We start from the raw sequence: 12,622 nt of genomic DNA, 5'->3' as shown, positions 1-12,622 counted from the left end.
CGCTCACCCCAAGCCGGCGTCCCGGCCGACTTAGAAAGCGCTTGTCCGGACATTGGCAGACCGAGTCGGAAGCCGTCAATCCTTCTCCCCCACGGCCTCGGTCACGGTTTGGACTCCCCGGGCGACGGCAAGCCGGGACGCACCCACAACCGTGCCGAGGTCCCCGACCGTGCTGCTGACCACCTCGGTGGGCCAGCTCAGCCGTGCCAGTTCGGCCCGCACACCGGGCAGGAGCTGCGGGTACGCTCCGGTGCTGCCGCCCAGGACGATCAGTCCAGGGTCCAGTACGGCGGTCACGGCGGCGGCCAGGCGGCCCACGTCCGCGGCATGACGGCCCACGACGGCGCGAGCCGTGGCCCGCCCCTCCCCGGCGGCGGCGAACAGCCGCTCGGCGGTACGCGGGCGCGGCCCGTCGGTGTCCTGCCAGGCCGCGGCGGCCCGCCGCAGCAGCGAGCGTGCGCCGATGTACTCCTCCAGGGCCTCCTGGCGCGGCTCGCGGTCGTCGTCCCAGGGGTAGGGCAGCCGGGCCATCTCTCCGGCGGCGCCGTTGGCTCCGCGCAGCACCTGGCCGCCGACCACGATGCCGAGGCCGATGCCCACGCCGATCCGCAGGTAGCCGAAGGTGTGGTGGCCGCGGGCGGCGCCCTCGTGCAGCTCCGCGAGCGCGGCGCAGTTGACGTTGTTCTCGAGGTGGACGGGAACACCGGCCGGCAGGGCGACGGCCATGGCGTCGAAGACGGGGCCGGCCTTGGCGGTGGCGGGTCGCATACCGGCGCCTGACTCCTCCGGCGCGGCGACGTCACCGACGGCGACGACGATGCTGCGCAGCGGGGCCGCGGCGGGCAGGGCGAACAGGGCCTCGCGCACGACGTCGGCGGCCTCCTGCCGAGAGCCGGTGGCCTGGGCGAGCAGGGTGCCGTCCAGGGCGCAGCCGCGCACCCGGGTGAGGGCGGGGCCGAGGTCGACGGCGAGCACGGCCCCGGCCGCCGGACCGAGAACGTATACGGCGGCGCTGCGGCCCGTGCTGCCGGAGGCGGTGCCGGAGCAGGCGGCGAGCCGGGCGTTCTCCAGTTCCGCCACGGCGGAGGACACCGTCGGCTTGGACAGGCCCGCCAGGCTCGCGAGCTGCGGGCGGGTGGCCCTGCCCGCCCCGGCCAGCACGGCGAACACCGCGCTCGCGCTCTCGGTCAGGCGGGGGGCTTTCGCCACGTCGTGTTCCACAGTTCTCCCACACAGGTCACGGGCCGCGCTCCCGCTCGACCGGGTCGGTGGGATGCGGCGATGGGATGCCCTGGCGTCGCGGATCCCCCGCCTCTCGGCGGCCCGGACGGGCCGTTCCGGTGGAGTGCGCGATGCCTCTTGACACGCACTGTACTTCGTTAGTTAACTTCCTAACGAACGTCACGGTACTCGCCTGCCGTGGTCCGTCAGAGGCCCGTCCCGGGGCTTCCCGAGTTCTTCAACTCCCCATGTTCCAGGCACGGTTCGCCCACCGTCGCAGCCAAGTGCAACGACGAAAGAGGTTCCGTGCAGGACTCTCCCCCCTCGTGCCCTCTCGTGGTCGGCATCGACGTGGGCGGCACCAAGACGCACCTGCGCGCCTTCACGGGCGAGCGGTCCGTCGCCGATCACGTCCGGCCGAGCAGCGGCTGGCGGCCGCACGACCCGGTGGCCGCGGCCGGCTGGCTGGCCGCGCTGGTCGCCGAAGCGCTGCCGACGGGCGCACGCCCGTCAGCCGTCGCGGTGGGCGGGCACGCCTGCGAGACACCTCGGCAGTGCGCCCAGATCCGCACCGCTCTGCAACTCCACTTCGACGCGCCCGCCCTGGTCATGGGCGACGCCGAACTCCTCGTCCCCGCGGCGGGACTGGACCGGGGTGTCGGCCTGGTGGCCGGCACGGGTTCGGTCGCGGTCGGCCGGCTCGACGACGGCAGCCCCGTCCAGGTCGGCGGCTGGGGTGCGGTGCTCGGCGACGAGGGCGGCTCGGCCGGACTCGTCCGTGAGGCCGTGCGGGCCGCGTGGGGGGCGCACGACCGCGGTGAGGAACCCGACGCACTGGCCAAGTCTCTGGTCGCCGCGTTCGGGGTCGCCGAGGTACCCGCGCTCGGGGCGGCGCTGGAGAGCGCCGAGGACGTCTCCGCCGAGTGGGGCCGGCACGCACCCGTGGTGTTCGCCGCCGCCGAGGCGGGCTCGCCGCTCGCCCGTACGGTCATCACCGAGGGCGGCCGCGCGCTGGCCGCGCTCGTCGAACGGCTCGCCGCCCGCGGGGTCCCGGTCGACGACGTCGTGATCGCCGGCAGCACCGTCCTGGCCCAACCCGCCCTGTACGACGCCTTCGTGTCGTCCCTGGCCGAGCGCGTGCCGGGAGCCCGGCCGAGGCCCCTCGGGGTGGCGCCGGTCGACGGGGCGGTGGCGATGGCCCGTTCACTCGTATGACACGCGGCGGACGCCGGATCCTCCCCGGTCCGACACAACCCGCCCGTAGATCTTCGCTCGTACGGCTCGGGAAAGCGCGTTCGGCTCTCAGGTCGGCCGTCGCCCCGCGAGCCGCCGTCGATCGCACCACCTCCTTACCCACGGCCGCAGGGCCGATGAACTCAAGAGAGGCAGACGCATGCCGTCACCAGCCGGGCACAGCTCCCCCTCGTCGGTCCGTGAACGCGCCGTGAACCGCAGGGGGTTCCTCAAGACCTCCCTGGGCGCCTCGGCCGGGGTCCTGGCCGCTCCCACGCTCGCCACCTGGCTGGCCGCCACGGACGCGAAAGCGGCCACGGCATTCGCCGCGTTCGTCGACGACTACAAGACCAACATCGTCGCGAACCAGACGCCCGAGACCAACGCCGTGGTCCGGATCCTCGGCGGCTTCGCCGAGGTGTGGAAGACGGGCGACGCCTGGAACACCGGCACGCCGCTGATGCCCGAGGTGCTGCGCGCCAACATGCGCTACTGCGCCCGGGTCACGTCCGCACGGACGGAGGAGCAGGCCAAGAAGGCGTTCGTCCACGACCGCCAGCACCAGAGTTACGCCATGATCGGGGGCCTCGGTCCGCTGGCCGACCTGTACAAGGCGGGCGCCAAGGCGGTCACCTCGATCACCAGCGCTCCTGAGGGGACACCGGCCACCACGATCAGCGACGCCGTCCCGGCCGGCGCCCCCGCGGGATCCGCGCTCGGCGCGGGCTCCTACGACTCGGCTCTCGGCCAGGTCGCCAAACTGGTCGACACCGTGCGCGGCCCGTTCGCCTCGGGCAACCCCGCCAAGTTCACGTTCCAGTACCCGCGCCCGTGGCGCATGAACGAGGACAGCGAGGTCGTCGACACGGGCGCGAAGGACGCGCTCGGCTACCCGGTCTACGACTCGAAGGTGGTCGTCGTCACGCAGCTGCTGCGGCAGCGCAGCACCAACGCGGCGGATGACGGCGGCTTCCCCAGCGGTCACACCAACGCCTTCCACCTGGCGGCCCTGGCCTTCGCCTACGCGGTGCCCGAGCGGTTCCAGGAACTGGTGACCCGTGCCTTCGAACTGAGCCACACCCGGATCATGTCGGGCATGCACTCCACGGTCGACGTCATCGGCGGCCGGATCATGGCCACCGCCCTGGCCGCCGCCGCACTGGCCGACCCGGCGAACGCCGGCCTCAAGGCCGCGGCGCGCGCCCAGGCCCTGGCGTACTTCCAGGAGAAGACCGGCACCACGGCGGACACGCTGTACACGTACGCCCACTCGGACGGCTCCGACCCGTACGCCGACCGGGACGCCAACGAGCGTGCCGTGGGGCCCCGGCTGACCTACGTGCTGACCCGGCGCGGCCGCAACGAGCCGCTGAGCGTGCCCAAGGGCGCGGAGGTGCTGCTGGAGACGCGACTGCCGTACCTGGACGCGGCGCAGCGTCGCGACGTGCTGCGGACGACCGCACTGCCCTCGGGTTACGTCCTGCTGGACGGCTTCGAACAGTGGGGCCGGCTGAACCTGTTCGCCGCTGCGGACGGTTACGGCGCCTTCGACTCCGACGTGACCGTCACGCTCGACGCGGCGGCCGGCGGCTTCCGGGCGGCCGACAGCTGGCGCAACGACATCGACGGCGACGGCGGCCTCACCAAGCGCGGCAGCGGCACGCTGACCCTGACGGGCCACAACCGGTACACCGGCGGCACCGTGCTGGAGGACGGTGTGCTGGTCGCCGGTTCGGCCCACGCGCTGGGCCACGGTGGTGTGCGGGTGACCGGCGGAACGCTGAAGCTCGGCAAGTCGCTGCAGGTCCACGGCACGTACACGCAGGAGTCCGGCACCCTGGAGGTGACACTGCGGTCGGGTCAGGAGCCGGTCCTGGAGGTGACGCGCCGGGCGGTGCTCGGCCGGGGCAGCACGCTGTCGCTGCGCCTCGACGCGAAGCGGCCGCCGGCCGCGGGCAGCACGGTCCGCGTGCTCGGCGCCCCGGTGCTGCGCGGTCAGTTCGACCGCGTCGAGCTGGACTCCGACACGCTGCGGGCCGTACCCGTCCACACGGCGGAAGGTCTGTCGGTACGACTCCTGAAGCGGTAGCGCCCCTGGTGGCGGGAGCTGATGCAGAGTAGGCGTATGAGACGCCGTCACATCGCTCCCGCCACCGCCCGCCCGGTGTCACCGCGGGGCGGATGATGACGCGCGAACGGCCCTCGGTCCTGGACCCGGCCCCCGGGGCACCCGGCGTCCGGCCGCCGGGGCGTTCGCGGTCGGGCGGACGCCGGCTGGTGCCGCTCCTCGTGGTCGTGCTGCTCGCCCAGATGGCCGCGGCGATGGTGACCACGGCGGTCCAGCAGACCCCGACCATCGACGAGCCGGTGTACGTGGGGACGGCCGCCGACTACCTGCACGAGCACCGCGTGCGCTTCAACCCCGAGCATCCGCCGCTGGGGAAGCTGGTCGTCGCCGTAGGCGTGGCCCTGGCCGACCCGCACGTCGATCCGTCCTTCACCGGCGGCCAGGGCGCCCTCGGGCGGCACCTGTTGTACGAGTCGGGCAACAACCCCTGGCGGCTGATGCTGTGGGCCCGGCTTCCGGTGATCGCGCTGACGCTGCTGTTCGGGCTCGTCGTCTTCGCCTTCGCCCGTGAACTGGCCGGGCCGGTGGGCGGGTTGGCGGCCCTCACCCTGTACTCCTTCTCCCCCGACGTCATCGCCCACGGCTCGCTGGCCACGCTCGACGTGCCGACGGCCGGGTTCCTGCTGACGTCGGTGTGGCTGCTGTGGCGGGCGCGCGGGCGGCCCCGGCTGTGTCTGCCGCTCGCCGGCGCGGCGCTCGGAGCGGCCCTGGCCACGAAGATGAGCGCGCTGGCGGCCTTCCCGGTGCTGCTGGTACTGGCCGCGGTGTCGGTCTGGTGCGCGGACGCGGGTTCGGCGGACCGGCGCGGGAAGCTCCTGCGGGCGGCCGGGGGCGCCGCCGTGGTGGCGCTGGTCGCCGTGGCCGTCGTCTGGGCGTCCTATCTGGCCGTCGATCCACGGCTGCGCTGGTCGCCGCAGCAGTACGTGCCCGTCGTGCACGGGCGGCGGGGGCTGCTGGTGGAGCTGCTGCCGTTCCCGGAGGCGTTCCGGGACGGGATGCGGATCCAGTTCGGTCTGGAGAACCGGCCGTGGGAGGGCTTCCTGTTCGGGCGGGTCTACGAGGGGTCCCTGTGGTACTACCTGCCGGTGGCACTGCTGGTGAAGACGCCGCTCGGCATGCTCGCGCTGTGGGCGGCCGGTGCCGTCGTGGTGGTGGCGGTACGCCGGCTGCGGCCCGTGGCGCCGTATCTGCTGCTGCCGGCCGCGGTGCTGCTGGCGGCGGCCATGGAGGGGGCGAGGGACCTCGGCACCCGGTACGCCGTCTTCCTGCCGATGTTCCTGGCGGTGGGGGCGGGCTGTGTCCTGGTCCCGCGGTGGCGGTGGACGCCGGTGGCGACGGGGGCGCTGGTGCTGTTCGTCGCGGTCAGCTCCCTGCGGACGTTTCCCTGCTATCTGCCGTACTCCAACGAGGCGTTCGGCGGCCCGGCCAAGACCCGGCTCAGGCTGCACGACTCCAACGTCGACTGGGGCCAGGACCTCGGCCGGCTCGCCGACCGGCTGCGGGAGCGGTACCGGGGCGAGCGGATCTGGCTCGTGTACAAGGGCAGCGGTGTGCCGTCGTACTACGGCATCGACGCACCTGATCCGCTCGGGGCGCCCCGGCGCGAAGTACGCGGACTGCTGGCCGTGTCGGACTCCTCGGTTGCCAAAGCGAAGGGTGAGCTGGCCGAGTTGATCGACAGCAGTCGCGCGGTCGACCAGGTCGGTCACTCGATCACGATCTACCGCCGCTGACGTCCGCTCCTCCTAGTGAGCCGCGTACTGGAAACCGTCGGCGCTCACGTGCGACATCACGCTGCTGGCCAGCCGGTAGCGGCCGTTGGGCACCTGCGCCGACCTGGTGATGTGCACGGCGAGCGGGCCGGCCCACTCGTAGCCCTTGTGTTCGGCGTGCCGCATCAGACAGTCGGTGAGCGCCTGGCCGACGTTGGTGCCCCGGCGTGAAAGCTCGTCGTGGACGGAGTCGGCGAGTTCGATGTCGTAGGCGTTGGGGACCACGACACGGGTCTCGCTGCACACGACCGCGTTGCTGTCGCACTCGCGTCGCAACGCGTCCAGGAGCTCGACGGGTTCCTTGTCGATGACCCGCGCCCACAGCGCCTCCCACCGGTTCTCCAGGGCCTGTTCCACCGCACTGAGTGCGCTCATTCGCCTCTCACCTGCCGAAGAGTTGGTACGTTTGCCGGCTTCGAAAATCGTCGCCGAAGGGCCTTCGCCGGGGCGGGTTCCCGGCCGGCGCGCCCGTATCCGCCCTTTCGGCGGCTCGTTCCCTCGTTCTCGGGCCGCCGTCCGGGGCCCCCGCTCGAGCCGCCGGCCGCCACGGTGCGTGAGCTATGTTGAGGCACTGTGGGAGACAAAGGAGGCGCCGTGCCATCGCCGCAGCAGGCACGCGCCCAGGCATCCGCGATCACCTCGGGGAAGACCGCACCGGAGGCGGAGGTCTCCCCGACTTCGCAGCTCAGGGGCCTGTTCGACCGGCCCCGGCTGTCCCCTGGGCAGCGCCGCATCGCCCAGTACCTGATCGAGCACATCACCGAGGCGGCCTTCCTCTCGATCACCGATCTCGCGGAGCGTGTCGGCGTGAGCCAGCCGTCGGTGACGCGTTTCGCCGCGGCGGTGGGCTTCAGCGGTTACCCCGCGCTACGGGAGAGGCTCCAGTCGATCGCGCTCGCCACCCTCGCCGGCGGTCCCCCCGCGGCGGAGGAGAACGGCAGCAACGAACTCCAGGCGGCGGTCGACGCCGAGATCGACAACCTGGAGAACCTCCGGCGCGACTTCGCCGACCCCGACCAGGTGATCGACGTCGGTCGCGAGCTGTCCCGGTCGACCCCGCTGACCCTCCTGGGCCTGCGCATCTCGGCGTCACTGGCCGAGTACTTCGCGTACGCGGCCCGCCGGGTCCATCCCGACGTGCGGCTGGTCACCCGGGGCGGCAGCGTCGCCTACGACGCGCTGCTCCAGTCGCGCGAGGCGGGCGGTACCTGGGTGCTGGCGTTCTCGATGCCCCGGCATGCCCAGGAGACCCTGACCGCGGTACGGGTCGCGCGCAGCGCCGGACTCAAGGTGGCGCTGATCACGGACCTGGCGCTCGGTCCGGTGGCCGACGAGGCGGACGCCGTCTTCGCCACCGGGACCGGGTCCCGGCTGGTCTTCGACTCGTATGCCGCGCCGGGCGTGATGGCCGCCGCGCTGCTCCAGGCCATGACCGACGCGGACCCGGAACGCACGCAGGCCCGGCTCGAGGACTACGAGCACATCTCCGACCAGCACCAGTTCTTCCTGCGGGACTGACGACCCACCCCTACATCGGACACACGGGGAACATCCGTCACATACCGCGCATGAATGTTTTCATGCTTCTTGCAAAGCGGACGGCATATATAAATACTGCTCACGGATCGCACTCCCGGTCATTCCGGGACACACGTTCCGCCCGCATCCGCCCGCACAGAGACGACGGTCCGCCCATGCGCATGCCGCACCGCACGCCGCGCGGGCACCATCCGACGTCGCGGGCTCCTGCACGGACATCTGAAGCCGCCGGCTCCTACCCGCGCCGGCGCCCAGGGTGTTCGGTCGGGCATCGCTTGCGCGAGCGCCCGTGGCGGCCCCGGTCATCCCCTGGACCGGGGCCGCGCCATCCCGTCGGATCACCCCGCACGACGACGCACCCCCGGAAGCGATGACCATGACCCTGACGACCACACGAACGACCAAGCGGATCAGCCCGGACTGGCCGTGTCAGGTAAAGAACCCCGGCAGCTACGACTGGGAGCGCTCGGCCGCCAAGTGGCTGCGCGAACTGGTGCCGGCCCGCTACGCCAGTTACCCGGCCCTGATCCGTCACCCGGTACTGCTCGCCCGGCATGCCCAGATCCAGGTCCAGCAGGAAGTGCGGGTCGCCCGCACCGCCCTGCAGACCGCACGCGCCGACCTGCCCGGACTCGGTCTTCCGGAGTCGGTCATCGAGCACACGATCAAGCTGTACGCGGCGGAGGTCCTGCAGCTACAGCACATCGCCCGCAGCGTGCGGGCGGTCACCCAGGCGCTCATCGAGCACGGACACGGACGCTGACCCGGCGCGATCCTCGGCCGCCCGGCCCACGACCCGGTGCGTGACCCGCTGCCCGAGGGCATGAGCCGCGCCTCTCGTGGCACCCGTGGTGAGCATGAGCACCACCGACGTACGGCAGGGCGATCCGGTCACGACGGTCCTCACCTGGCAGGTGCGCCCCGGCCACGAGCAGGAGTTCGAGCAGTGGACGCACGGGATCACCCGCTGCGCCAGACGCTTCCCCGGCAACGAGGGCGTCTCCTGGCTCCGGCCCGAGGACGGTCACCGCTTCCACGCGGTGCTGCGCTGGTCCGATCCGCATCGGCTCGCCGCCTGGCTGGAGTCGGAGGAGCGGGCCACGTGGCACGGACGGATCGAGGGCGTCGCGACGGAGATCGGCAGTGAGCGCCAGTCGACGACCGGGATGGAGACCTGGTTCGCTCTTCCGGGCACCACCGTGCAGGCCCCGCGCCGCTGGAAGATGGTGCTCACCACCTTCCTCGGCGCCTACCCGTTCACGTTCCTGATCCAGTGGCTGGTGGCTCCGCACACCCTTACCTGGCCCCTGCCGTTACGCGCCGCGGTGTTCCCGATCGTGCTCCTGCCGGTACTGACATATCTGGTCATGCCACTGCTGAGCCGCCTGCTGCGGCTGTGGCTCTACCCGCCGCCGGACCGCTGAGACACATCCCGTGCGGCGGACGGCGGGCGCGTTGCCCGGCCCGTCTCGCCGGCTTCACCGGTGCGTGCGATCAGCGGGCGCAAGTCAGTGATCGGCACACCTCCGATGTGCGATGCTCAACACGTGACCAGCGAGCCCGCCAGCCCCGAGCCCGGCGCCGCGCCCGACATGGCAGCGCTGGCGAAGGTTGTCGCCCGTCAGCGCGCCGAATTGGACCGGCTGCGCGACCAGGCGGCGATGTCGGCCGTTCTCGAACGGGCCAAGGGTGTGCTGATGGCGCTGACCGGCTGTACGCCGAACGCCGCCGGCGAGGAACTGCAGCAGCGCGCCAAGGCCGCGAACCGCTCGCTGCTGGAGGAGTGCTGGATCACCCTCGGCGAACTGGTGCCCCCTCTTCAGCACGCCGTACCGCAGCCGGACGCCGCCGGCTCCGGCGCCTCAGCTCCTTTCCTCGATGAACCCCTGCCCGGCGTGCCCGCCACCCGGGACACCCTCGAAGCGGAGGACGCCGACGATACGCACGACGCTTTCGTCGCCCTCGGCCGGCTCGGTGAGGCCCTGGCCCGCGTCGGCACCCCGCAGGACCTCGCCCGGTGTCTGCTGGACCACCTGAGGCCCGAGGTGGACGCCGACGCGGTCATGATCTTTCAGCACCTGCCCACCGGGGGGCTGGAACTGGTCGGGCACTGCGGGATCGGCGACCTCCTGGCCACGCAGTGGCGTCAGGTGCCCCCGCTGACCGGGGTCGCCGCCCTGGACGCGCTCCGCGCGCGGGAGCCGCGCTGGCTGGAGGACTTCGGCACGGACCGGGAGCGGTACCTGCTCATCGGGGACCCGCCGGAGCGCTGGCGCTCCCGCGCCTGGCTGCCGGTGCCGGCCGGGGACACTGCCGAGGTCTGCATCGGCGTCCTGCGCGAGCGCGCCGGGTCGTTCACCCCGTCGGCCCGCCGGCTCTTGCGGGCGGTCGCCCGGCTGTGCGCGGGCCGGCTTCGAGCCTTCGGAGCCCGGCAGGAGTACGCCGCGAACAGCGCCGTCCAGGCGGTGTTCGACACACTGCCGGGTGCGGCGATGCTGCTGTCACCGCTGACCACCTCCTCGGGGGAGGTGGAGGACTACCGCATCGACGCGGCGACGCCGGACGCGGCCGACATCGTCGGCCGTACCGGGCACGAGCTGGTGGGCCATCGGATCCTGGAGTGCTTCCCCAGCATGGCGGGCGAAGAGCTGTGGGAGGGATGTCTGCGCACACGGGAGACCGGGGAGCCGTTCGAGGGCCCGCCGTTCGCCCATCATCAGGTCGTGGCCGGCGGCGCCGAGCTGTCGACGTACTCGGTGCGGGCCGCGCGGCTCGGTGACGGACTGGTCCTGGCCTGGGTCCGGCAGGACTCCTCGGACCGGCAGGAGCAGCGGCTGGCCGACGTGCAGCGGCTGGGCAACCTGGGCTGGGCGACCTGGAACCTGGTCACGCACGAGGTCAACTGGTCGTCCCAGGTCTTCGACATCCTCGACCGGGACCCCGCGCGCGGCCCGGTCCAGCTCGCCGACCTCCCGGGCCTGTCGCTGCCCGAGGACGTGCCGGCACTGATCCGTGCCATCCGGGACATCGTGCACGACGGGTACCAGTTCGACGTCCCGTTCCGGATCAGGACGGCCGACGGGGTCCGGCATCTGCGGGCCGTCGCCGAGGCGGTGCCGGCCGCCGACGGCACACCCGTCGAGGTGCACGGCTTCGTGCAGGACCTCACCGCGCAGCGCAGCGCCGAACTCGCCCTGCTGGAGAGCGAGCAGGAGATCCTGACCCAGCACGGCGTACTGCGCGCCGAGCGGACGCTGGCCGCCCGGCTGCAGCACGCGTTGCTGCCGCTGCCCACCCGGCCGGTGCGGCTGGCCGACCTGCGCATCGAAGTGGCCTATCTGCCCGCCCAGTCGGGCATCCATGTCGGCGGCGACTGGTTCAGCGCCATCGAACTGCCCGACGGCGACGCCCTGTTCGTGGTCGGCGACGTCGCGGGGCACGGCATCGGTGCCGTCGCCACGATGGCGCAGCTGCGCTTCACCGCGAAGGGCATGGTCATCACCGGATCGTCGCTGACCGGTGCGCTCGCCCGCCTCAACACGCTGCTGCTGCACTCCCGTGACTTGCACGGCACCGCGACCATGGTCCTGGCCCGCTACACCCCCGGCGAGCGCCGGCTGGTGTGGGCGCAGGCGGGTCATCCGCCGCCGTTGCTGCTGCGCGACGGCGAGGTGCGCTATCTGGGCCGCCCGCGCGGGATGCTGATCGGGGCGTGCTCCTCGCCGGTCTACGAGGAGGCGGAGTGCCTCCTGGAGCCCGGGGACCGGCTCATCCTGTACACCGACGGTCTGGTGGAGCGGCCCGCGGAGGGCATCGACCTGGGTCTGACGCGGCTCGCCGAGGCGGTCGTCACCCACCACACGGACGAGCCCGGTTCCTTGAGCCCGCTGCTCGCCGCGGTGCTGGAGGGTGAGCGGCGCGACGACGTCTGCGTGGTCGACATCAGGGTGCCCGACGAGCCGGAGTGAGGGGCGGCCGAGGGCGGTCCGCCGCGTCGTTCACTCGTCCCCGCGATGCCGCCAGTACCAGAACGCCCCCACGACGAAGGCCAGCAGGAACACGGCGGGCAGTACCAGGCCCGGGATACGGGAGCCGCTCATCGGCGTGGCCTTCGGTTCGGGTGACGCGAGGTCCCTCGCACGGGAGCTGCCCATCGTGACGGCAGCCGCTCCGTGATCGCCGCCACTTTCCCGACGCGTTGCCCGGTGTTCGAGCAGCGGGACGGAACGTCAGTCCACCGGGTGACCGGGTGCGATGGTGACGGCGTCGCCGAGGCGCAGCAGCGGCCGGTCGTCGCTCCCCTCGCGCTCGCCCCAGGCCACCGGGTCGAGCACGAAACCGACGTGGTCGCCTCCGTCGACGTCCCGCACGACCGCGCCGACGAACCAGGCCGCCGCGTCGTCCAGGACGGCCGCTCCGCCGTGCTCCTCCTGCCAGCCGACGTGCCGGAACTTGTCCGTCGAGTCGCCGGTCCGCCCGCCGAACAGCTCGGCCAGCGCGCGCTGTTCGCGGGTGAGCAGATGCACGGCGAGGAACGGCGCGTTTCGAGCGACGCGGTAGGTGCGGTTCACCTTGGACAGCCACACCACGAACCGCACCGGCCGGATGGAGCACTGTGAGGCGAACCCGACCAGGCAGCCCGACCGGTCCCCGCCCGCCGTGGCGGTGACCACGCACATGTCCGGGTCCAGCCGGCCGGTGAACGCGTCCATACCCGCCATGCTCGCAT

11 protein-coding genes are annotated in these 12,622 nt (G+C 72.6%); 7 read left to right on the top strand and 4 right to left on the bottom strand.

The window, feature by feature from the left end; genetic code table 11:
• Positions 1–75: 75 nt before the first annotated feature.
• Positions 76–1,209, bottom strand: coding sequence for an ROK family transcriptional regulator (locus KUM49_RS18295; protein WP_308406655.1), 1,134 nt, complete (start codon positions 1,207–1,209; stop codon positions 76–78).
• A gap of 318 nt (positions 1,210–1,527) precedes the next feature.
• On the opposite strand from KUM49_RS18295, the gene KUM49_RS18290 reads away from it, so the two are divergent.
• The 3 genes from KUM49_RS18290 to KUM49_RS18280 all read left to right on the top strand — a co-directional run bounded on the left by KUM49_RS18290 (position 1,528) and on the right by KUM49_RS18280 (position 6,315).
• The gene (locus KUM49_RS18290) at positions 1,528–2,436 is read left to right on the top strand and encodes a BadF/BadG/BcrA/BcrD ATPase family protein (RefSeq protein ID WP_217237917.1); all 909 of its coding nucleotides are present in this window, start codon (positions 1,528–1,530) and stop codon (positions 2,434–2,436) included.
• Positions 2,437–2,614: 178 nt separating this feature from the next.
• Positions 2,615–4,543 carry a phosphatase PAP2 family protein gene (locus KUM49_RS18285; protein ID WP_217237916.1) on the top strand — a complete coding sequence of 643 codons (1,929 nt, stop codon included), beginning with the start codon at positions 2,615–2,617 and terminating at the stop codon, positions 4,541–4,543.
• A 92-nt stretch (positions 4,544–4,635) separates the two neighbouring features.
• The gene (locus KUM49_RS18280; protein WP_217237915.1) at positions 4,636–6,315 is read left to right on the top strand and encodes a phospholipid carrier-dependent glycosyltransferase; all 1,680 of its coding nucleotides are present in this window, start codon (positions 4,636–4,638) and stop codon (positions 6,313–6,315) included.
• A 12-nt stretch (positions 6,316–6,327) separates the two neighbouring features.
• On the opposite strand, the gene KUM49_RS18275 is transcribed toward KUM49_RS18280, so the two are convergent.
• On the bottom strand, positions 6,328–6,729 hold the full coding sequence (locus tag KUM49_RS18275; protein ID WP_217237914.1) for a DUF3662 domain-containing protein: 402 nt from the start codon (positions 6,727–6,729) through the stop codon (positions 6,328–6,330).
• Positions 6,730–6,948: 219 nt separating this feature from the next.
• Between KUM49_RS18275 and KUM49_RS18270 the strand changes: the two genes are divergently transcribed.
• The 4 genes from KUM49_RS18270 to KUM49_RS18255 all read left to right on the top strand — a co-directional run bounded on the left by KUM49_RS18270 (position 6,949) and on the right by KUM49_RS18255 (position 11,861).
• On the top strand, positions 6,949–7,872 hold the full coding sequence (locus KUM49_RS18270; protein WP_217237913.1) for a MurR/RpiR family transcriptional regulator: 924 nt from the start codon (positions 6,949–6,951) through the stop codon (positions 7,870–7,872).
• Between the two features lie 391 nt (positions 7,873–8,263).
• Positions 8,264–8,656 (top strand): hypothetical protein, encoded by a 393-nt coding sequence (locus KUM49_RS18265; RefSeq protein WP_217237912.1) that lies wholly within the window; start codon positions 8,264–8,266, stop codon positions 8,654–8,656.
• A gap of 94 nt (positions 8,657–8,750) precedes the next feature.
• Complete coding sequence (locus KUM49_RS18260) at positions 8,751–9,317, top strand: antibiotic biosynthesis monooxygenase (RefSeq protein ID WP_217237911.1); 567 nt, start codon at positions 8,751–8,753, stop codon at positions 9,315–9,317.
• Positions 9,318–9,485: 168 nt separating this feature from the next.
• Entirely contained in the window at positions 9,486–11,861 is a 2,376-nt protein-coding gene (locus KUM49_RS18255) for a SpoIIE family protein phosphatase (RefSeq protein WP_217238241.1), read from the top strand.
• Between the two features lie 30 nt (positions 11,862–11,891).
• Here the strand turns inward: KUM49_RS18255 and KUM49_RS18250 are convergent, their stop codons facing one another.
• Positions 11,892–12,047: a hypothetical protein gene (locus KUM49_RS18250; protein WP_217237910.1), complete on the bottom strand. Its 156-nt coding sequence runs from the start codon at positions 12,045–12,047 to the stop codon at positions 11,892–11,894.
• Between the two features lie 75 nt (positions 12,048–12,122).
• Positions 12,123–12,614, bottom strand: coding sequence for a flavin reductase family protein (locus KUM49_RS18245; RefSeq protein ID WP_217237909.1), 492 nt, complete (start codon positions 12,612–12,614; stop codon positions 12,123–12,125).
• Positions 12,615–12,622: the final 8 nt, after the last annotated feature.

It is taken from the genome of Streptomyces sp. AC555_RSS877 (genome assembly GCF_019049245.1).
In the GTDB taxonomy this organism is placed as follows: Bacteria; Actinomycetota; Actinomycetes; order Streptomycetales; family Streptomycetaceae; genus Streptomyces.
Note: the sequence above shows the minus strand (reverse complement) of the source record. Positions and strands in the feature narration are given on the sequence as shown.